A 20,895-nucleotide genomic window follows, 5' to 3' on the forward strand; every position below is an offset into this window, starting at 1 on the left:
ATTAATTTGGAATGGCTATTATTTCAAAGTGCTTTTTTATATTCATTGTATCCTTAGTTAGCTTGACTCTTTTTGCTGTGTCAACAAAGCCATCGGACAAATAATGAGTATCGTTCAAGTAAACTGTATAATTATGTTTTGCCATAGCGTCATACAAGTCTTCTCTTTCTTCCATGGTTAACCTTTTATAGCACTCGGCCATAATATTTGGTCTATAGGTTGATATCAGTTCACTTAAGCCATTGAGAATATCCTTGTCGTAACCCTCGGCATCCACTTTTAACAAAGACAGTTGAGATAGTCGATCAGCATAATTTTCATTCAGAAATTTCTGAAAATCTCTTCCTTGTACTTTGAGTTCGTAATTATGTTTGTGTCTTCTGCTTTTTATTTGAGAGAGAAACCCTCCGTTACAGAAGGATGCATCAGAATAATTAAACACAAACTCTCCATCCTCTATTGTAGCGGCAAAGGGTAATGGAACAATATTGGTGATTTCTTGATTCAATTTAGCATTCTCCTCTAATATCTTATACACATATGGATTTGGTTCCAAACCAAGAACAATTCCTTTTTTACCTACAGCCAAAGCCATTGGAACGGTAGTATCTCCAGTGTGCGCTCCAATATCTATAATCATCTGTCCTTCTCCTGCGAACTCCTTATAAAAGTTAACCTGAGATTTAGTTACCGACTTCGGTCCTTCAAAAGGGTGCAGCCATTGAGCATACTCGACACGACCATATTCATCAATATCGAATTGTTTTATTTTATGGCCATACTCCTTGAAGGTGGATTTAATAGCTTTTTTTGCCTTACGCTTCTTAAAAAAATCGAGCATTTGAGGTTGGTTAGTGCTTTAATTTGAATTTAGACAAATATAATAGGAAAGATGTGAGAATTTAGGCCTGTCAATTCCCCAATACAAAAGTAATCCAATGTCAATTCCTTATTTTTGTGACGTTAATGAAAAATAGTAGCCCAAAAATCAGTGGTGTAATTATCACTTTCAACGAAGAAAAGAATATTGCTAGGTGTCTTAAATCACTGAATGAAATATGTGATGAAATTATTGTAGTTGACTCTTTCTCAACAGACAAAACAAAATCCATTTGTGAGTCATTCAATGTAAGGTTCATAGAACACCCATTTGAGGGCCACATTCAACAAAAAAATTACGCTTTATCTCAAGCTAACAATGACCTAGTATTATCGTTAGATGCTGACGAGGCATTGAGTACAGAACTTCAGAAATCAATTAAAAAATCTCTTCCCGTTTGGAACGGAGAAGCACTTGAGTTCAACAGATTTACAAATTATTGTGGGAAATGGATTAAGCATTGTGGTTGGTATCCTGATAGAAAAGTGAGGCTATGGAACAAAAACTCTGGCCATTGGGGAGGAACAAATCCACATGACTCAGTAGAGTTAAATGATGGAATAAAAGTCAGTCACCTATCAGGGGATATACTCCACTACTCTTACTATACGCTGGAGGAACACATTACCAGGTCAAATAGCTATGCTAAAATAGCGGCCAAGGCAATGAGGGATCAAGGCAAGCCTTCTTCATACTCCAAAATTATTTTCAGCTCAAGCTTCAGATTTTTTCGAGATTATTTCTTGAAATCAGGCTTTAAAGATGGATTCTATGGTTTTATTATATGCGCAATAAATGGACACACTACGTTCCTAAAGTATACCTATTTAAAACAACTCAACTTGGGGAATAAAATTGATGAATAAATTAAAAGAGCTAATACTATTTAATTCAGACCATAGGAGTCAACTCAGGTTTTTATTTTGCATTATTACTGCATTCTATTTCTACAACTTTCATGTAAATGACATTTGGACTCCAAATGAAAGCTTTTATGCTGAATCAGTTAGAGAAATGTTTGAAAGCGGTGATTTTATTGACATTCAATATAACTACCGAGCACGGTATAATAAGCCCCCTCTTACCTATTGGGCTATTGCTTTAAGTTCATCCATTTTTGGGCTAAACGAATTCGGGATTAGACTACCCATGATACTTATGGCTCTAGGTTCCATTTGGCTCACCTATCTTTTGGGTAAAAAACTATATGGCCCAAAGGCAGGGCTTTACGCAATGTGTATAATGGCTGTCAGCGTACAGCTAATTGCAGTTAAACAGTATGCTTCACCAGAAGTACCTCTCACATTTTTCTTCACACTGACCATGTATTGGTTCCTTAGGGCCTATACTGAAAATAAAAATAAGTATTACTACTTAGCGTATGTGGCGTTAGGCCTTGCTGTCCTCACGAAAGGCTATCCATACATTATAGTGATTGGGGGCATTGTAGGTTTTTACCTCCTCCTAGATAGTCAATTCAATTTAAAGATCTGGTTTAAAAAGTTACTTCAAATTAAACTTCACATTGGTATCCCTATTGTCTTGGTGATAGGCTTAAGCTGGGTGATCTATATGTACTTCACTTATGGCCAAGACTTTTGGGTGATTTTTCAACACGAAACCTTCGAGAGGGCTTTCACCCGAAACGAAAAAAGCATGCGCCCCTTTTTCTACCTTGAAGTAATCTCATGGAGTATCCTACCTTATTCCTTAGCATTTTTTGTTGCACTGGTTTATTACATTTTCAACTTTAAAAGTATTCGAAAAGAAATTGGATTCGCCTTTTCATGGTTGATAGTCATGTTCATTATTTTCACCGCGGCTAAAGGTAAAATCCCCACCTATTTTATTCAGGCCCATCCACCAATGGCTCTAATTTTAACTGCCTTTTTAATTAATAAGCCTCAGCTCAAAAAGCCATTCAATTTCATAAGACTTTACTCCTTTCTCCTTCCTGGTTTGTTGGTTTTGGGCGCATCCTTTGCTATAGTTTATTTGTTCTCGCTACCAATACTTTGGTATATCGTGCCGCTATTATTCACGATAATTACATTTTACCTATTACGAAATAGCAGGGAAGACAAAAGAATAGGGACTCAGATGATAGCAATACCATTCTACGCCATAATTGGTGTATACATTTTGTTTGGCGCCTATTTAAAGCCTATTGAGGCATTTAGACCCTACAAAAAAATAGGAGCTATAATCAAATCAAGTCAGAGTATTAGTAAAGAAACTCCACTGCAAATTGACGGAACACTCATTCATAACATGCCGTTTTATGCTGAACGGAAGGTAATAAGGCAAGACACCCTTGAGAACATCATTGATTATGCTGAACCTACTTTAGCCTTAATAAGGAAAGAGCATATGAATGAATTCGAAGAAGCAGAAGTGCTATGGGAAGGTTATATCTATGATTTTGCCAGCGAGTCTCAGTTCGCTAAATTCATAAAGGCAAGCCTAAAAGCTGAAAAAGGTGATTATTCTGACTTTGCTATTTTCAAGTTGATCTATCGAGAGTGATACGTGAGAGTGTTTCAGCTCCAGGCCCATATGTAACCTGTCTCTTTTTTACTCACCTCCTTTAAATTCCACCCTTTTAATTTCAAAAACTTAACCAATGCGCTATGGTTTTCAGAGAAGTCATTTCCATAATGGGTTTCAATACTCATCATTGAAATTTTAGCTAAGTCCATATCATCCATATGGTATAAAATAGAGTACTCGGAACCTTCACAATCAAGTTTCAACAAGTCTACTTTATCAATATCATTCAGTTTCAATACATCGGCTAGCGTAGTAGTTACAACATTTATTTCGTTGGCCTTACTATCCTCTTTAAAAACACCAGCCATTGTTGAAAACCCATCAACAGTACTCGTATATAAGGTTAAACCATTCGAATGATCGGCAATTGCTTTATTCTCAATGAGCCAATTTACGTCTTTATATTCTTGTTGATAAGCTAATAACTGAGCATAATTAAAAGGCATTGGTTCAAATGCTATGACTTTGGCTTGCGGATACTTGGAGAAAATATTAAGGCTAAAAAAGCCCACATTTGCTCCAATATCAATTACCAAAGGGGAGGCTGTGAGCTTCTTCTCTTGAGGGAATCCATCAAAGTAAATGTTATCGAAAAAGCTCTCTTTAAATGGAGGAAGCATTTGACGCTTAACGTTAATGTGAAAGCCATTTCTCATCTCAAAGTTAAATGCAGGCATTTTGGACGATTTGAAAACTAGAAACTCTCTCCAGTTCTTAAAATTACCGATGAGAGATCTATACCTCCTTACTTTACTTCCAACCTTACCCATTGAACTACTTTTTAAAGAGTAAAAAATCACCTGACCCGTCCAAAAACAAAAAAAGCCAGTACGAAACTAGCTTTTTTTATTCTATATAAATTTTACTTAGTATCTGTATTGTTCAGACTTATAAGGTCCTTCAACAGTTACACCAATATATTCAGCTTGTTCTGTAGAAAGCGTTTCAAGTTCAACACCGATTTTAGCCAAGTGTAGTCTTGCTACTTTTTCATCCAAATGCTTAGGCAATGTGTAAACTGCATTTTCGTACGCACTTGAATTTGTCCAAAGTTCTAACTGAGCCAAAGTTTGGTTCGTAAAAGAATTAGACATTACAAACGATGGGTGACCTGTGGCACAACCCAAGTTTACTAAACGTCCTTCAGCCAAAACAATAACATCATTTCCATTGATATTGTATAAATCAACTTGTGGCTTAATCTCGATTTTGTTGGCTCCGTGAGTTTTATTCAACCATGCCATATCGATTTCATTATCGAAGTGACCGATATTACATAGAATGGTTTTATCCTTCATGGCTTCAAAATGCTTGCCTTGAATGATATTATAGTTACCTGTAGCAGTTACAATGATTTGAGCTCTTGGAATAGCATCCGCCATTTTTATCACTTCATAACCATCCATAGCCGCCTGAAGCGCACAAATCGGATCAATTTCAGTAACAATTACACGAACACCAGCTCCGCTCAATGAAGCTGCAGAACCTTTTCCTACATCACCATAACCAGCAACAACAGCAACTTTACCCGCAAGCATTACATCAGTAGCACGTCTGATCGCATCTACTAATGATTCTTTACATCCGTATTTGTTATCAAATTTAGATTTGGTAACAGAATCGTTTACGTTAATAGCTGGCATCGGTAATGTGCCTTTTTTCATTCTTTCGTAAAGTCTGTGAACTCCCGTAGTAGTTTCTTCAGACAATCCTTTTATATCGTTTACCAGTTCAGGGTATTTATCCAATACCATGTTGGTCAAATCACCACCATCGTCAAGGATCATGTTCAAAGGTTTTCCACCTTCAAATGCAAACAAAGTTTGTTCGATACACCAGTCAAACTCTTCATCGTTCATGCCTTTCCAAGCAAAAACAGGAACACCTGACTTTGCGATAGCAGCAGCAGCATGATCTTGTGTAGAGAAAATATTACAAGAAGACCAACTTACTTCAGCACCAAGTGCTGTTAAAGTTTCAATCAAAACAGCAGTTTGAATGGTCATGTGAAGACAGCCAGCAATTCTTGCACCTTTTAGTGGCTGAGAAGCACCAAATTCTTCTCTCAAGGACATTAAACCTGGCATTTCAGCCTCGGCCAATCCAATTTCTTTTCTCCCCCAATCACCTAAGGAAATATCTTTTACTTTGTACTCTAATCCCGTTTCTAACATATCGATTTTTTATTTGCGCTGCAAAGATACTACATGGCTTTATAAATTTCAAAACTAGAGCCATTCAATACAAAAATTCAACCTCCTTAAAATCAAAGGACTGTACTCCCTTAGCCGTTTCCATTACCAGCCTACCTGTGTCTGCAACATCTAAGATCTTACCATTGAAAATATACTCTGCTCTATATTTCCTAAATTCTTGAAAACCAAAAAGATGCTGTAAATAAGCTTCTTTAAGCTCTTCCTTCTTTCCAGATTTCAGTTTCAAATAATAGTACTCAAGCGATTCAATTAGCATTTCAAAAAGCTCCGCCAAGGAATTCATTGATTTAGTAACTTCAAAAAGTGAGGTTGCCTTTTCTAAGCCAATACCTTGTTGATTGATATTTATACCCATCCCCACCACTGACCATTGAATAGAACTACTTTGCAAAGTGTTTTCTATCAATATCCCAGCAATCTTCTTCTCATTCAGAAGTACATCATTAGGCCACTTTACTTTTAAATCTAGCTCAGTCACACAACACTCTTCTATCATCCTTCTCACGGCCAATGAAGTGATGATATTCAAATAGAATTGATCAGAAGCCTGAAGAAAACTAGGTTTCAGAATTATACTCAGTGTTAGGTTAGATCCCGAGTCAGATTTCCAGTTGTTTCCTCTTTGCCCTCTGCCTTGGGTTTGGTGATCAGTAATCACCACCATCCCTTCTCGAGTGTCAGGTTTCTTAAGCATTTGCAAGGCAATATCATTCGTTGAATGACAACTTGGCATGTAAATCACTTCTTTCCCTAGAAATAAAGTTTTAGCAAGGATTTTGTACAACAGATTTTCGTAGTTTTGACTGCAAATAAATAACAATTTAGACACAAAAAACTGAATGACTTCAGAAGAACTGAGCCAGATTATTATAAAGGGAATGGAAGAGCGTAAAGCAGAGGACATTAAAGTCCTTGACTTACGTGATGTAAAAGGTTCTATCAGCGATTTTTTCATTATTTGCTCAGGCAACTCTGATACCCAAATACAAGCCATAGCCGAATCTGTTGAAAAAGAGGTTAAAGAGTCTCAGGGCGAACGTCCATGGCGAAAAGAGGGGTTTACCAATAGAGAATGGATTCTTCTCGATTATGTAAGCAATGTTGTACATATTTTCAAGCGTGAGAAAAGAGATTTTTACGCACTTGAAGACCTTTGGGGAGACGCAAAAGTGACCTCAATCGGATAATCAAAAGTTGTTTTAACTTTATCGGTTACTCCTCGTTTAAAGAAAGATTTTAATTTTATAAAAAATAGAAATGCCAGATAGTCCAAGAAAGAAGAACATCATTCCAAAAGCAGGAGGCAAAAAGCCAAACAATCAAGTATGGATATTTATTTCCTTGATTATTGTGGTATTTTCCATTTCCATTTTCAGTAACCAAAGTACAGGCGTTATCATTACTATGAAACGCTTTGAGGACATGGTGAAGAGTAAAGATGTTCAAAGCATTGTAGTTATAACCAATCAGAAAACGGTTGAGGTTACTTTAAAGAATGAGGCACTTCAAAACGCCAAATATAAAACGGAGTTAGAAAATCAAGATTTCTTCAGTTTTGGAAGTCAAGGCCCTCACTATATCATTCAGAATATTCTATCAGCTGAAGATTTTAAAGACGACTACATAACTTTTGTTGAAAAAGAAAAAATCCCAGAAGAGGAGGTTGTTAGGGTTCAATTTGACGAAAAGACTACGTTCTTTGAACTTCTAGGCTCTTACGGTTTTCTTATCATAATAGTATTGTTCTTCTGGTTAATGATGAGAAGAATGACCGGGAATTCTGGTCCAGGTGGCCAAATTTTCAATATTGGTAAATCAAAAGCTGCCTTGTTCGATGCCGATAACAAAGTAAAAATCACTTTTGACAATGTCGCAGGTTTAGATGAGGCAAAAGAAGAAGTACAAGAAATTGTAGAATTCCTTCGTAACCCCTCTAAATTTACGAAGTTAGGTGGTAAAATACCTAAGGGAGCATTGCTAGTAGGCCCTCCAGGAACTGGTAAAACCTTATTGGCAAAAGCTGTCGCTGGTGAAGCAGCAGTACCTTTCTTCTCACTTTCAGGTTCAGATTTTGTTGAAATGTTCGTTGGGGTTGGAGCAGCAAGAGTAAGAGACCTTTTCAAACAAGCCAAAGAAAAAGCACCTTGTATTGTTTTCATCGATGAAATTGATGCCATTGGTCGCTCTAGAGGTAAAGGTCAAATGCCAGGATCTAATGACGAGAGAGAGAATACATTGAACTCACTTTTGGTTGAGATGGATGGTTTCGCAACAGATTCAGGCGTAATTATTTTAGCCGCCACTAACAGACCAGATGTACTCGATCAGGCGCTTTTAAGACCAGGTCGTTTCGATAGACAGATAAGCATAGATAAGCCAGATTTAGTGGGCCGTGAAGCCATTTTCAAAGTGCATCTCGCACCAATCAAAATGGACAAAGACATTGATGCTAAGAAGCTAGCAGCCCAAACTCCAGGCTTTGCAGGAGCAGAAATTGCCAATGTTTGTAACGAAGCAGCTTTGATTGCGGCACGAAGAGATAAAAAGGCTGTTGATATGGATGATTTCCAGCATGCGATTGACCGTGTGATTGGAGGTTTAGAAAAGAAAAACAAGCTTATCTCTCCAGAAGAAAAGAAAATTGTGGCTTACCACGAAGCTGGTCATGCCGTGGCAGGCTGGTTCTTGGAACATGCCGATCCATTGGTGAAAGTAAGTATTGTACCAAGAGGAGTAGCCGCATTGGGTTATGCCCAATACCTACCAAAAGAGCAGTTCTTATATCAAACTGAACAGTTGATGGACGAAATGTGTATGACATTAAGTGGTAGAGCTGCGGAAGAAATTATTTTCAACAAAATCTCAACAGGAGCACTGAGCGATTTAGAGCGCGTAACCAAAGTGGCCTACAGCATTGTAACAGTGTATGGAATGAATGACAAAATTGGTCATGTTTCATACTATGATTCAAAGCAATCGGAATACAACTATAGCAAGCCATACTCTGACGCTACCGCCAAGACAATTGACGAAGAGGTTAAGAAAATTATTGACGAAGCTTACCAACGTGCAATAAAATTATTAACAGAGAAAAAAGACAAGCTTGAAATTATTGCTCAAAAATTACTTGAGAAGGAAATCATATTCCAATCTGATTTAGAAGGATTAATTGGTAAAAGACCTTTTGAGAAGCAAACTACTTACGCTGCCTACACTTCTCCTAATGGTCAGGAAAAAGAAAAATTAGCGCCAGATACTGAGAAGGTAAGCACTGAAATTGAAGCAGATTCAACTAAGAGCGATGACGCACCAAGCACTGAAGACAAGAATTAGTCTTTTAAAGAAATAATTGAAATTGAAATCAGGCCAATAGTGCCTGATTTTTTTATTTGTGAATACTTTGCAATTTTGAAGTTGCACTAACGTAGCCATGAACATTAACTTAGCCGCAGGCAAAAAAGCTTATTTCGCATCCGACTTTCACTTAGGCGTCCCGTCCTTTGAAAAGAGTCTAGAAAGAGAACGAAAAATTGTGAGGTGGCTAGATTCTATTTCAAAAGATGCTCAAGTAGTATTCCTGGTAGGCGACCTCTTCGATTTTTGGTTTGAGTATAATTCCGCTGTTCCAAAAGGCTTTACCCGTTTCTTGGGCAAATTGGCTGAACTGAGTGATAGAGGCATTGAGCTTGTGATTTTCACAGGCAATCATGATTTATGGATGTTTGGCTATTTAGAGCAAGAACTGAACGCCAAAGTCATTAAAGACCCACTTGAAGTCACCATCAACAACTACTCAATGCTTGTTGGGCATGGCGATGGTCTTGGCCCACATGATAAAGGTTATAAATCGTTGAAGAAGATATTTACGAGCCCCTTCTTTCAATGGTGCTTTCACAGACTTCATCCCAACTTTGGAATTGGATTGGCCAATTACTGGTCTAGAAAAAGCCGAGCACAGGGACACGAAAAAGAGCAAGAGTTTTTAGGAGAAGATGAATGGCTTTGGGCATACGCCAAAAAGAAGGAAGGCCAAAAACATCGCGACTTATACCTATTCGGACATAGACATTTACCGCTTGATTTGAAGGTGGGAGAAAACAGTAGATATGTTAACTTGGGGGAATGGATCAACAACTATACATATGGAGAGTTTGATGGCCAAAATTTCAACTTTAAGACTTTTGAGGCTTAGACTGACCTTATTCACATTAATCATTTTCCATAGCCTTGGTTATACACAAGACTGGAAGAAATTAGAATCTATCACACTCAACAATCCCGCACACCAAGTTTCTATTGATCGACAGGGGAACCTTTATGTATCCTCTCTCAACGGATCAATAGACAAGTATGACTCAAATGGAGAGCTTCAATCACACTACTCTCCCACAAAGAGGTCTTCTCCCCAAATCATAGAAGCATGGCAAGGGCTTAGGGTATTTGCCTTCTATAAGGACTTTCAAGAGTACTCGTTTTTCAATCGGTTCCTCAGTGAATCTGAGCGATACTCATTTAACAATCAACAAGTCGTTAGCAATGCCAGCCTTTCAACGATTGCTGCAGATAATAATATTTGGGTATTAGATGCCCAAGAACTCAGCTTAAAAAAGATAGACATTAACAATAATGAAGTTATTTCAGAAACCAACCTGAGTCTAATTCTGAAAAATGAGATCAATAACTTCACCTACATCAGAGAATACCAAAACTTGTTATTCATCAGCGACAATAAAAATGGGATTCTTGTCTTCGATAACATTGGTAATTATCTAGAAACACTTCCTCTCTTCAACCTCAATTTCTTCAGCTTTAAGGGTTCTACCTTAATAAGTATTCAAAATGGAAATATTCTATATTTTGATATCTACACAAAACAAAAAAAAGAGGTCAGATTACCTGACCCCTCTTACACTTTTGCTTTAATGGAAAACAAACGAGTGTTCCTTTTTACAAAGTCTACACTCGATATCTTTGAGTTGAATTAGTTCTGGTTACTCATTTCGCCAGTATAGATATCTAGAATTAACTGGCGGAATAAGATACTGTATTTGGCTTGAACCAGTTGTAGCTCCCCAGTATTCTTTCCATTCAAGCTCGTTAAATAAGTAACAAAATCAATCGTACCATTTTCGTAACGGCTTTTCGCAAATTCAAATGCCATTTCCAAATTCACCAAGCTTTCTTTAGCAGCGACAAACGAAGTTTTGGCATTCACCAAATCTAAATATGCTCTTTGCACCTGATTGGTAAGGTTATTCTTTACTTGCTGTAATCCAATTTCTGAATTCAAAACCTGAATCTTGGTTTGCTGCACTCTCGTACGATTTTGGAAATTACTAAATATGGGTATACTTAAATTTAATCCCGCCCCCTTATTGACGTTGTTTTCCATTTGAGTAGATACGTCCACAACGCTACCATCTTGATTTCTCAAGTTGGAAGTCCAGCCAGAACTATAACTAGCAGAAGCACTAAGCCTTGGCATCCACGCGTATTGAGCCATTTTGAATGATTTCTTGGTAGCTTCTAAGTTCAGCTCTGAAGCTTTAATTGCTGGTGAATATGCTAAAGATTTCCCTGAAACCTCCTCAAAATCTGTGATTTGAGCTTCTAAATCGGCATCTTCGGCAGAGATACCTTGAAAACGAAAATCCTCAGTGGGATCCAAAAGAAGTAGTTGTACCAAGACCAACTCACTGGATTTAAGTTGATTATTCAACTCAACAATCCTTAAGTTTTGCTGTGCTACTTGAGAACGAAAATTGTAAACGCGCTCCATATCACCTACCCCTGCCTTCTCTCTTTTTTCCTCTCTATCGAGCTGTTCCTTTAATAAACCAAAGGTCTGATCCGCAATCTTAAGGTTTTCCTGAGTAGAAACAACCTGAAGGAAAGCTCCTACTACACTCCCTTCAATCGTTTGAATATTACTCTCTATTGTTTGCTCATTAGCCTCTAACAAGAGTTTACTCCTACTCAATTCTAAGTTTTTACTAAAGCCTCCAAAAATTGTGACCGAAGCACCAATTGATGCGCCTCCGCCCAACGTGGTTGTATTAACTCTTGTTCCCGAAGTTTGGTCAAAAGACAGCCCTTCACTCCATCGATGACTTGCTCCAGCACTCAGGTCAGGTAAAAAATTGAATTTGCTCTGCGTGTACCCAGCCCTAGCGCTAATCGCTTCATTTTTAGCTCTTTTAATATCCAAGTTGTTATCAAGTGCTATTTGAATACATTCATCTAAGGTAAGTACTCGCTGAGCGCTTAGAGAAGTAACCAAAAACACAGTGAAGAAAAGGGAGTAAAGTAATTTTTTCATCGTTCGAGTTTTCTATCCACAAGACATTATTGACCAATCATGCTGCCTTAAAGCATGTTTTTAATTAGGCTCTGGAAAAATCCAGAGCCCTTTCAGACACTTTGAGTTATATTTTTAAACCAGAGAGTTTTCTTTCGAATTGATGTTCTCAGAAACAATCTGACCATCAAATAGATTGATTACTCTGTGTGAGTATTCCGCATCTGTTGCAGAGTGAGTTACCATAATTACGGTAGTTCCGCTCTCGTTGAGGTTGGTCAAAAGTGTCATTACTTCTTGACCGTTAGTAGAGTCCAAGTTACCAGTAGGCTCATCCGCAAGTATTAAATTTGGCTTAGCGACAACCGCTCTGGCTACTGCTACCCTTTGTTGCTGACCGCCTGATAATTGCTGAGGAAAGTGATCCTTTCTGTGCATAATCTGCATTTGCTCAAGTACTTCTTCAACACGCTTCTTACGATCTGCCGCAGGGTACTTTAAGTAGATCAAAGGAAGTTCTACATTTTCAAATACTGTCAACTCATCAATAAGATTAAAGCTCTGGAAAACGAAACCAATATTTCTTTTTCTCAATTCTGCTCTTTGTCTTTCTGAGTAGTTTGAAACCTCCTCGTCATAGAAGTAAAACTCTCCTTCAGAAGGGTTATCTAAAAGACCAATGATATTCAAAAGTGTGGACTTACCACAACCAGAAGGGCCCATTACGGCTACAAATTCGCCTTCTTTAATTTCAAGGTTTACATTACCCAATGCTGTAGTTTCTACCTCATCAGTGTAATAGAACTTTTTAAGACCTTTAGTGGTAATAAGATTCTTACTGTTTTCCATTTTAATAAAAGTTAAAGGTTGTTGTGAATTAATTTATACTATTTTTTGATTATTAGCTTGTCTTTGTCTTCATAACCATCATAAGATGAGGTGATTACTTGCTCTCCTGGCTTAAGCCCTTCAAGCACCTCATATTGTCTTGTATTTTGGTTACCAATACTGATTTTTCTTCTCTCTGCAAATTCTCCTGATGCATCTACTACGAAGATCCAGTTACCTCCGGTAGTTTGGAAGAAGGCACCTCGAGGGATCATAATTGCTTGACGCTCCTCACTCAACTGAAGTTTAATAGGCACTGTCTGCCCTCTTCTTATATTCTCGGGTGCTTCGCCCTCAAACATCATTTCTACATTGAATTGGCCACTGTTAATTTCAGGGAAAATTTTACGAATTACTAAACCATAGTTTGAGCCCCCAAAATCAAAGTTACCTCTCAGCCCCAAATACACTCGGTCTAAATAATGTTGATCTACACGCGCTACGATTTTAAATCCATCCAAATCATCGATTTGAGCAATATTTTGTCCAGGACTTACCGTCTGACCAACCTCTGGGTTTACTGTTGAAAGCAACCCCGTGATTCTTGCCGTCACCCACAAGTTATTAAGGTTATTCTCAACCATCTTCAAACTCACATTGGAGGTACCAAGCCTCTCTTGGTTCTGAGCAATAGTATTTACAGCAGTTATAGAATCAAATTTAGCTGATTCAATCTCATTTACCCTTCGAGCCATAAGCCTGTCGTACATCCTTTTGGAATTCAAATACTCTTGTTCAGAAATAACTTTATCCTCCCAAAGTTGCTTATTCCTTGTATAGGCATCTTTTGCTTGATCGATATCAAAATCCAAATTAATTATTGCCGATTTTGACTGAAACAGTCTTTGCTGAAGACTAAGATTCGTGTTTTCTATATCGTTTCTTAGACGGTTGGTTTGTGTCTGTTCTTGAACATATTGCATTTGGAGGTTGTTGTTTTCTAATTTCAAAATGGTGTCACCCTTTTCAACCTCTACACCACCATCTAAAAATTTTTCCTCCACATTTCCGCCAACAAGCGCACCTACATAAATAGTTGTTTTGGGGTTGACCGTACCCTCAACAGGAATAAATTCTTGAAATGCGCCTTCCGTTACTGCAGCTACATTAATTTTGTCTAACTCAACGTTGAGTTTGGAGGATTTATCAGCAAAAAAGAACACATAGGCAATTAGGGCGACAACCCCAGTGATACCTAGTATTGTAAAAATTCTTTTCGCTGTCCATACCTTCTTTTTAATCTTTCTGTCCATTGCCATTTTGAGTGATGTTTTCTTATCCGGCCAGCTTTTACCAACAAAGATGCCACAAACTCAAGCCACTGAATTACAATGATTTAACACAAATTAACAAATACCAATATGCTGAAAGGTGTACAATATTAGAACAGGGCTTGATCGGAATCGAACAGTTTTAAAAATATTCAACCCAGAGGATTGGGCATAAAAAAAGGCTCGATTTGGTCAGAATCGAGCCCAAAGGTCAAAAACTCAAAATATCTGAATTAACGTTTAAATTAATTCAAAACAACGTGTGCAATATATGATACATAAATCAATTTCACAAAGCGAATGCACCAATAATTTGTGTTGCTACATAATTTTAGTTTAAGCGGTAACAGAAACATCAGATGACGGACATATAAATCTCCCTGTGAAATGGTTTAGCTAAATTCCTTAGCCAAAAAGACAAAATGTCACTAGCTTTATACTGTCCGAATTCAGTACATTTTCAGAACGATAGCGGACACACATCAACCCAGATAGTTGCCTGAGATGCCACAATGTTAGTTGGCACTATTATAGGCAGTAAGTAAGATTAAGTACTTTAAATTAGACACTAGTGGATAACGAACTCGGTAAAATATTAATCATAGATGACGATGAGGATGTACTCATTGCGGCCAAACTCCTACTTAAAAAACATGCCAAAGAAGTTATTATAGAAAAGAACCCTAAGAAGATTCCTTTCTTGATGAACAATGGCACTTATGATGTTATCCTGCTGGATATGAATTTCAGCAAAGACATTACTAGTGGTAAAGAGGGCTATTATTGGTTAGAACAAATATTAGATGCAGATCCTTCCGCAGTTGTGGTATTAATCACTGCCTTTGGCGATGTTGAAATGGCCGTTAAGGCCTTAAAAGAAGGTGCTACCGACTTTGTACTTAAACCTTGGCAGAACGAAAAGCTAATTGCAACACTCTCAACAGCAGTTAAATTAAAACGTTCTTATGCCGAAGTGGATAAACTTAAGAGTGCCAAAAAACAGCTTGAAGATGAAATAAGTAAGCCTTTCAAAGATATTATTGGAGACAGTCCTTCCATGAAGAATGTCTTTTCCATCATTGACAAAGTTGCTGGCACGGATGCCAATGTCTTGATCTTGGGTGAAAATGGAACAGGTAAAGAACTTGTCGCCAGAGCACTTCATCAACGGTCATTGCGAAAAGACAATGTATTTGTGGGCGTTGACATGGGAGCCATTACCGAAACCCTTTTTGAAAGTGAGCTTTTCGGGCATAAAAAAGGAGCGTTCACGGATGCCAAAGAAGACAGAGTGGGCCGTTTTGAAGTAGCCAATGGCGGTTCCTTATTCTTGGATGAAATCGGAAACCTGAGTCTTCCTCTTCAATCAAAACTCCTTACCGCAATTCAGCGCAGAGAAGTAACAAAGATTGGTTCCAATAAATCGATGCCAATCGACATCCGTTTGATTTGCGCTACAAACATGCCGCTTTATGAAATGGTGCATGAAAACACCTTCCGACAGGATTTGCTCTATAGAATTAATACTGTAGAAGTGCATTTACCTCCACTTCGTGAAAGGCAGGATGACATTATTCTTCTTACTGAGCACTTTGTTAAAGTCTATTGCGATAAATATCGAAAGGATAGAAAGAAGGTAGCTTCCTCTACTATGAAGAAGCTCCAGAAGTATTCATGGCCCGGTAACATCCGTGAACTTCAACACGCGATTGAAAGGGCCATAATCATGGGCGAAGGCAATACTTTAATGCCAGACGACTTCTTCTTTTTAGTTCAGAAGCAGGACTCTGTAAATGACGCAGCAGAAAACTTCAACCTTGATGAAGTAGAAAAAAACGTAATTCTTAAAGCGGTGAATAAGCATTCAGGTAACATTTCTAAAGCAGCCAAAGAGCTTGGATTGACAAGAGCTTCGCTTTATCGCAGATTAGAAAAACATGGGCTTTAAGAATTTACGATTTGCCATTGTTGCTCGAGTGATCCTCCTTACGGCCAGTGCTTTGCTACTGGCCAATTTAATCTATGGGTCACAAAATCAAGTCAACATATTCTTTGTTAGCCTAGCAATTGTAGTTCAGGTCTATTTGCTTATTCGCGCAGTTGAAAAAACAAATCGCGAGATTTCAGGCTTTCTCAATTCTATAAAATACGATGACTTTACGGCTACTTACCCTACTGAGGGACATTCTGCCTCGGTTGATCGGCTATATCAAGAATTCAATAGTGTAATTAAGAAGTTCAGAGAAATCAGGGCAGACAAAGAAGCCAACTACCACTATTTTAGAACGATAGTCCAACATGTAGGAATTGGACTGATCACTTTCAATAAAAAGGGAGACATTCAGATTATTAATAGCTCTGCAAAGAAGTTGATTGGCGTAGAAGCCATTCAGAATATTTTTGAACTGAGCAAGGTGAGTCCCAAGCTTGTTGAATCTTTGGTTAAACTTAAAACCGGTGGAAGTGACCTTATTGAATTTACGCAAGATGGAACACATATCCAGCTCTCCATTTATGTGATTGAACTGGTATTAAGGGGTGAGGAGTTTAAACTGGTTTCGGTACAAAACATTCAATCTGAGCTAGAGGAGAAAGAAATGGATGCTTGGCAAAACCTAATCCGTGTGTTGACCCATGAAATCATGAACTCTGTAACTCCACTCTCCTCTTTGGCTGCAACAGTAAAGGATAATTTGGTAGATAATATTGAAGATGATGTTCCAATAGAAAAAGAAGAGTTGGAAGACATCTATTTGGCAGTTCAAACCATCGAAAGAAGAAGTCAAGGCCTGATTCGGTTTGTTTCTGATTTCAGGAACTTAACCAAAATCCCTCAGCCAAAAGTGGCTACCGAAAGTGTAGCCAAAGTTCTAGAACACATACAAGTACTGTTTAATCATGAGTTGGCTGCGAAAAACATCAAAATCAGTTTTAGCATTGAGCCTATCAACCTAGCCATCAGCATCGACAAAGAGTTGATTGATCAAGTATTGATTAATATCCTTCAGAATGCGGTGCATGCCTTAGAAGAAACTACTGAAGAAAAACACATTGTCGTTCGTGCTTTTGTGAATGAATACAATCGACCTACCATTGTTATAAGAGATAACGGCTGCGGTATTGACGAGGAAGCATTGAGTAAGATTTTCATTCCTTTCTTCACCACTAAAAAGCAAGGGTCAGGAATTGGCTTAAGTTTATCAAAACAAATTATGAGAAAACACGGAGGTGGTATTACAGTAAAATCTGTAATGAATGAGGGCACTGAATTCACCCTTAGGTTTTAAATTTTAGCTAAATCGACTATCTTCCGAAAATATTCCTTTAGAGACCAACCAATGAGTGAGATTCAAGATAAAATCACAAAAATTCTAGTTGACAAAATAGGCATTGCATCCACTGAGGCTACAATTGACGCCAACTTCATCAAAGACCTAGGAATAGACTCTTTGGACTATGCTGAAATTGTAATGGAATTTGAGCAGACTTTTGAAATTAGAATTCCAGATAGCGATGCCGAACAATTACAAACCGTAGGACAGGCTGTAGACTACATTACCAAAAAGGTAAATCAGAATTAATCTATAACTAGATTAAGCCTGGATTACCAAAAATCTTATCATCCCTCCTTTAAATATTAATTAAGTAAAACCACGGTGACGATGGAGTCAAACTCAATTTGTTAATTGGGTCATACCCCTTTAACCGTGAAGAATAACTGCAAAACCATTGTTATTTCTGATGTTCATCTAGGCACCAAAGGCTCAAAGTCTAAAGAACTCGTCAGATTCCTAAAACAGTATCACTGTGAAAACTTGATACTCAACGGAGATATTATTGACGGCTGGCAACTCAAAAAGTCAGGTCAATGGAAGAGAAAGCACACCCGCTTTTTTACCCGTATTTTAAAAATGATTGAACACGAAGGTACTAAAGTAACCTACCTGCGTGGTAACCATGATGACTTCTTGGATCAAATCCTCCCCTTCACCATGGGCAACTTGACCATTAAAAGAGAAATGGTGTATGAGTCCTTCGGCAAAAAATTCCTAATTGTTCATGGTGATATCTTCGATTCCATTACGCGCCAATTCAAATGGATCGCCAAACTTGGCGATGTGGGTTACACCTTTCTCTTATGGTTAAACCGACAATACAATTATCGTAGACTGAAAAAAGGTCTTCCCTACTTCTCTCTTTCACAGGCAGTAAAAGGCAAAGTAAAGCAAGCCATTAAATACATTGATGATTACGAAGAGCAGCTTTCGGCCATGGCCAAATACCGAGAATGTGATGGTATTATCTGCGGCCACATTCACCAACCCGCGATAAAGGAAATTGATGGCATTACCTACCTCAACTCTGGCGATTGGGTAGAATCCCTCACCGCCCTCATCGAAGATTTCAATGGAGAATGGAGTCTGGTTTATTATTCTGAAACACAAAAAGCAGAAAATAAACAGAAAGAATTGAAGGCCTTAAAAAGTAAGCCCATTGAAATAACTGGCCTATTCGGGCCAGTAGAGCTAAGTCCAAAAACTGAAATTGGTTAAATGAGAGCACTCTTTATAATACAAGGTGAAGGTCGAGGCCATATGACACAAGCATTGGCCTTATCGCAAATACTGACAGAAGCAGGTCATGAAGTGACTTCTATGATCATAGGCACCAATAAAAGACGTGAAGTACCTGCCTATTTTAAGCAAAAACCCAATACAGAAGTCCATACAGTGATTAGCCCGAATTTCTTCTACGATAAAGGAAAGAAGTCCATTAACTTATGGAAAACAGGAGTTGTTAATGGCTTAAATATTCCACAGTTCATTGGTCAACTCAGGAAGATCAACAGGATAGTAAAAAATGAACAACCCGATGTAATCATTAATTTCTATGATATACTGGCAGGCATGTACTTTGGAATCTATAAGCCCAAAGTGAAAAGAATCTGTATTGCGCACCAATACTTGGCGGAAGACAGTTCGTTCCCTTTTGCCAAAGGCGCTCCACTTCAAAAACGATGCTTTCTACTTACAAACAAGTTAACATCATTGAATGCCCATAAGAAAATTGCATTGTCTTTCCGTGACATTAAGTCTGATTCAGGAAAGCTCACCATCGCTCCTCCACTACTCAGAGAGGAAATTTTCAACCTAGTTCCGAGTAAAGGAGATTACATATTGGCTTACGTAGTAAACCCCGGCTATGCCTATGACTTAATGGAATGGCACAAGCAAAACAAAAAAATTCGATTGCACTGTTTTTGGGATAATTTAGAGCAAGAGGATGGATGGACACCTTGGAAGAACATCACTTTCCATCACATCAATGACCAGAAATTTTTGAACTACATGAAAGACTGTTTGGGCTATGTTTCTACGGCAGGTTTTGAATCTATTTGCGAGGCCATGTATTTGGGTAAGCCAGTAATGATGGTTCCGGTTGAAAAACAATATGAGCAAGCCTGCAACGCATTGGATGCCGTAAAGGCTGGAGCAGGAATTACCAACCACCAGTTTGTGTTGGATCCATTCTTAAAATACCTTTCTACACACGAAACAGAAGCGAAAGAATTTAAACAATGGATGGTTTTGAATAAGACCATTATTCTTGAAGCACTTGAAGAACCTGTTGTATCTCCAACAAAGAGATTAAAACTCAACGAAACACCAAGGCTATCTCAATTCTTTTCAATATTGAGTAATTCATAAAAGCAGAACTTATGAAGTATATTGAAACCTCGCAGTAGACATTTGTGTTCTACCCCCGAAATCAGAAAGGAATATATGCTTACTTGGATTGACGTAATCAAATTTGCCAATAATGGCAGCCCAGCACCCGACAGAAGGGTGGAAAAAACAGAGGAAGAATGGAAAACCATTTTAACACCATCACAATTTCAAATTGCCAGATTAAAAGGCACCGAAAGGGCTGGAACCGGTGAATTCTGCGAACGCCACGAACCAGGACTATATGGTTGCGTTTGCTGCGGTACTCCCCTATTCGATTCCAGATTAAAATTTGAATCTGGTTCTGGCTGGCCAAGTTTTACGCAGCCTGTACAAGCAAACGCCATCAAATACGTAAAAGACACCGCTTATGGTATGGTGCGGGTAGAAGTAATGTGCAATACTTGTGATGCGCATCAAGGTCATGTTTTTCCTGATGGCCCTGAACCAAGCGGATTGCGCTACTGCATTAATTCGGCTTCAATGAAATTGATTGAAGAAGACAAAACCGTGGCCACAGCCATTTTAGGTGGCGGTTGTTTTTGGTGTACCGAAGCTGTTTTTCAACGCATAAAGGGAGTAGAAAAGGTAGAATCGGGCTATTCAGGCGGAGCCATTAAAAACCCTACTTATAGAGAAATTGGAACGGGAAGAACTGGCCATGCGGAAGTGATTAAAATTACTTACAATCCAGAGATTCTAACTTATGCTGACTTACTGCGCATCTTCTTTTCTACCCATGACCCTACTACTTTAAACCGACAAGGTTATGATCAAGGAACACAATACAGGTCGGTGATTTTTCATCAGGACGAAGAAGAAAAACAGACAGCAGAAGCCATAAAGGCAGAAATGAAGGATTACTTTGACGACCCTGTGGTAACAGAAATAAGTCCGCTTGCGGCCTATTATCCAGCCGAAGGAGATCATCAGAACTATTACAATGAAAATAGGGAGCAGCCTTACTGTAGGGCAATCATCGACCCTAAAGTTCAAAAATTAAGAAGCATGTTCAAGGACAGGCTGAAAGAAGAAGTATAATTACTGAGGCTCCACTCGTTAAAGT

Annotated in this window: 19 protein-coding genes; 12 read left to right on the forward strand and 7 right to left on the reverse strand. The window is 38.2% G+C overall.

The window, feature by feature from the left end:
* Position 1: 1 nt before the first annotated feature.
* Complete coding sequence (locus tag VOI17_RS13070; RefSeq protein ID WP_323757665.1) at positions 2-841, reverse strand: FkbM family methyltransferase; 840 nt, start codon at positions 839-841, stop codon at positions 2-4.
* 125 nt (positions 842-966) lie between these two features.
* On the opposite strand from VOI17_RS13070, the gene VOI17_RS13075 reads away from it, so the two are divergent.
* Positions 967-1,746 carry a glycosyltransferase family 2 protein gene (locus VOI17_RS13075; RefSeq protein WP_323757666.1) on the forward strand — a complete coding sequence of 260 codons (780 nt, stop codon included), beginning with the start codon at positions 967-969 and terminating at the stop codon, positions 1,744-1,746.
* Positions 1,739-3,406, forward strand: a complete 1,668-nt coding sequence (locus VOI17_RS13080; RefSeq protein ID WP_323757667.1) for a glycosyltransferase family 39 protein — start codon at positions 1,739-1,741, stop codon at positions 3,404-3,406. The genes VOI17_RS13075 and VOI17_RS13080 overlap by 8 nt, the downstream gene beginning before the upstream one ends.
* A 14-nt stretch (positions 3,407-3,420) precedes the next feature.
* Here the strand turns inward: VOI17_RS13080 and VOI17_RS13085 are convergent, their stop codons facing one another.
* From VOI17_RS13085 to VOI17_RS13095, 3 genes are all read right to left on the reverse strand, one after another.
* Positions 3,421-4,200, reverse strand: coding sequence for an FkbM family methyltransferase (locus VOI17_RS13085; protein WP_323757668.1), 780 nt, complete (start codon positions 4,198-4,200; stop codon positions 3,421-3,423).
* 96 nt (positions 4,201-4,296) lie between these two features.
* Complete coding sequence (ahcY, locus tag VOI17_RS13090) at positions 4,297-5,604, reverse strand: adenosylhomocysteinase (RefSeq protein WP_323757669.1); 1,308 nt, start codon at positions 5,602-5,604, stop codon at positions 4,297-4,299.
* A 64-nt stretch (positions 5,605-5,668) separates the two neighbouring features.
* Positions 5,669-6,430, reverse strand: coding sequence for a biotin--[acetyl-CoA-carboxylase] ligase (locus VOI17_RS13095; protein ID WP_323757670.1), 762 nt, complete (start codon positions 6,428-6,430; stop codon positions 5,669-5,671).
* A gap of 55 nt (positions 6,431-6,485) precedes the next feature.
* Here VOI17_RS13095 and rsfS point away from each other — a divergent pair, with 55 nt between their 5' ends.
* The 4 genes from rsfS to VOI17_RS13115 all read left to right on the forward strand — a co-directional run bounded on the left by rsfS (position 6,486) and on the right by VOI17_RS13115 (position 10,631).
* The gene (gene rsfS / locus VOI17_RS13100) at positions 6,486-6,833 is read left to right on the forward strand and encodes a ribosome silencing factor (protein WP_323757671.1); all 348 of its coding nucleotides are present in this window, start codon (positions 6,486-6,488) and stop codon (positions 6,831-6,833) included.
* Between the two features lie 70 nt (positions 6,834-6,903).
* On the forward strand, positions 6,904-8,979 hold the full coding sequence (ftsH, locus tag VOI17_RS13105) for an ATP-dependent zinc metalloprotease FtsH (protein ID WP_323757672.1): 2,076 nt from the start codon (positions 6,904-6,906) through the stop codon (positions 8,977-8,979).
* 97 nt (positions 8,980-9,076) lie between these two features.
* Positions 9,077-9,838: a UDP-2,3-diacylglucosamine diphosphatase gene (locus VOI17_RS13110; RefSeq protein WP_323757673.1), complete on the forward strand. Its 762-nt coding sequence runs from the start codon at positions 9,077-9,079 to the stop codon at positions 9,836-9,838.
* Complete coding sequence (locus VOI17_RS13115; RefSeq protein WP_323757674.1) at positions 9,828-10,631, forward strand: hypothetical protein; 804 nt, start codon at positions 9,828-9,830, stop codon at positions 10,629-10,631. The genes VOI17_RS13110 and VOI17_RS13115 overlap by 11 nt, the downstream gene beginning before the upstream one ends.
* On the opposite strand, the gene VOI17_RS13120 is transcribed toward VOI17_RS13115, so the two are convergent.
* The 3 genes from VOI17_RS13120 to VOI17_RS13130 form a co-directional block, all read right to left on the reverse strand.
* Positions 10,628-11,965: a TolC family protein gene (locus VOI17_RS13120; protein WP_323757675.1), complete on the reverse strand. Its 1,338-nt coding sequence runs from the start codon at positions 11,963-11,965 to the stop codon at positions 10,628-10,630. The two genes, VOI17_RS13115 and VOI17_RS13120, sit on opposite strands and share 4 nt — an antisense overlap.
* A gap of 114 nt (positions 11,966-12,079) precedes the next feature.
* Positions 12,080-12,793, reverse strand: a complete 714-nt coding sequence (locus VOI17_RS13125) for an ABC transporter ATP-binding protein (RefSeq protein WP_323757676.1) — start codon at positions 12,791-12,793, stop codon at positions 12,080-12,082.
* A 38-nt stretch (positions 12,794-12,831) separates the two neighbouring features.
* Positions 12,832-14,085: an efflux RND transporter periplasmic adaptor subunit gene (locus tag VOI17_RS13130; protein WP_323757677.1), complete on the reverse strand. Its 1,254-nt coding sequence runs from the start codon at positions 14,083-14,085 to the stop codon at positions 12,832-12,834.
* A gap of 589 nt (positions 14,086-14,674) precedes the next feature.
* Here VOI17_RS13130 and VOI17_RS13135 point away from each other — a divergent pair.
* The 6 genes from VOI17_RS13135 to VOI17_RS13160 all read left to right on the forward strand — a co-directional run bounded on the left by VOI17_RS13135 (position 14,675) and on the right by VOI17_RS13160 (position 20,870).
* Positions 14,675-16,051, forward strand: coding sequence for a sigma-54-dependent transcriptional regulator (locus VOI17_RS13135; RefSeq protein ID WP_068414566.1), 1,377 nt, complete (start codon positions 14,675-14,677; stop codon positions 16,049-16,051).
* Positions 16,041-17,390: a sensor histidine kinase gene (locus VOI17_RS13140; protein WP_323757678.1), complete on the forward strand. Its 1,350-nt coding sequence runs from the start codon at positions 16,041-16,043 to the stop codon at positions 17,388-17,390. Before VOI17_RS13135 ends, VOI17_RS13140 begins: the two co-directional genes overlap by 11 nt.
* Before the next feature lie 51 nt (positions 17,391-17,441).
* Positions 17,442-17,684 carry an acyl carrier protein gene (locus VOI17_RS13145; RefSeq protein WP_323757679.1) on the forward strand — a complete coding sequence of 81 codons (243 nt, stop codon included), beginning with the start codon at positions 17,442-17,444 and terminating at the stop codon, positions 17,682-17,684.
* 126 nt (positions 17,685-17,810) lie between these two features.
* The gene (locus tag VOI17_RS13150) at positions 17,811-18,656 is read left to right on the forward strand and encodes a UDP-2,3-diacylglucosamine diphosphatase (protein WP_323757680.1); all 846 of its coding nucleotides are present in this window, start codon (positions 17,811-17,813) and stop codon (positions 18,654-18,656) included.
* Positions 18,657-19,811: a glycosyltransferase family protein gene (locus VOI17_RS13155; protein WP_323757681.1), complete on the forward strand. Its 1,155-nt coding sequence runs from the start codon at positions 18,657-18,659 to the stop codon at positions 19,809-19,811.
* 75 nt (positions 19,812-19,886) lie between these two features.
* A complete protein-coding gene (locus VOI17_RS13160; protein WP_323757682.1) occupies positions 19,887-20,870 on the forward strand; it encodes a bifunctional methionine sulfoxide reductase B/A protein in 984 nt (327 codons plus the stop codon).
* The last annotated feature ends 25 nt before the right edge of the window (positions 20,871-20,895 follow it).

The sequence above is a fragment of the Roseivirga sp. genome (assembly GCF_034669765.1).
GTDB lineage: Bacteria > Bacteroidota > Bacteroidia > Cytophagales > Cyclobacteriaceae > Roseivirga.

What these genes read in the sequence shown, in the direction of transcription:
- VOI17_RS13155 (WP_323757681.1), top strand. Translation starts at nt 18,657, where the DNA reads ATGAGAGCACTCTTTATAATACAAGGTGAAGGTCGAGGCCATATGACA.
- VOI17_RS13140 (WP_323757678.1), top strand. Translation starts at nt 16,041, where the DNA reads ATGGGCTTTAAGAATTTACGATTTGCCATTGTTGCTCGAGTGATCCTC.
- VOI17_RS13075 (WP_323757666.1), top strand. Translation starts at nt 967, where the DNA reads ATGAAAAATAGTAGCCCAAAAATCAGTGGTGTAATTATCACTTTCAAC.
- ahcY (WP_323757669.1), bottom strand. Translation starts at nt 5,604, where the DNA reads ATGTTAGAAACGGGATTAGAGTACAAAGTAAAAGATATTTCCTTAGGT.
- VOI17_RS13085 (WP_323757668.1), bottom strand. Translation starts at nt 4,200, where the DNA reads ATGGGTAAGGTTGGAAGTAAAGTAAGGAGGTATAGATCTCTCATCGGT.
- VOI17_RS13070 (WP_323757665.1), bottom strand. Translation starts at nt 841, where the DNA reads ATGCTCGATTTTTTTAAGAAGCGTAAGGCAAAAAAAGCTATTAAATCC.
- VOI17_RS13120 (WP_323757675.1), bottom strand. Translation starts at nt 11,965, where the DNA reads ATGAAAAAATTACTTTACTCCCTTTTCTTCACTGTGTTTTTGGTTACT.
- VOI17_RS13110 (WP_323757673.1), top strand. Translation starts at nt 9,077, where the DNA reads ATGAACATTAACTTAGCCGCAGGCAAAAAAGCTTATTTCGCATCCGAC.
- ftsH (WP_323757672.1), top strand. Translation starts at nt 6,904, where the DNA reads ATGCCAGATAGTCCAAGAAAGAAGAACATCATTCCAAAAGCAGGAGGC.
- VOI17_RS13160 (WP_323757682.1), top strand. Translation starts at nt 19,887, where the DNA reads ATGCTTACTTGGATTGACGTAATCAAATTTGCCAATAATGGCAGCCCA.
- VOI17_RS13125 (WP_323757676.1), bottom strand. Translation starts at nt 12,793, where the DNA reads ATGGAAAACAGTAAGAATCTTATTACCACTAAAGGTCTTAAAAAGTTC.
- VOI17_RS13130 (WP_323757677.1), bottom strand. Translation starts at nt 14,085, where the DNA reads ATGGACAGAAAGATTAAAAAGAAGGTATGGACAGCGAAAAGAATTTTT.
- rsfS (WP_323757671.1), top strand. Translation starts at nt 6,486, where the DNA reads ATGACTTCAGAAGAACTGAGCCAGATTATTATAAAGGGAATGGAAGAG.
- VOI17_RS13145 (WP_323757679.1), top strand. Translation starts at nt 17,442, where the DNA reads ATGAGTGAGATTCAAGATAAAATCACAAAAATTCTAGTTGACAAAATA.
- VOI17_RS13080 (WP_323757667.1), top strand. Translation starts at nt 1,739, where the DNA reads ATGAATAAATTAAAAGAGCTAATACTATTTAATTCAGACCATAGGAGT.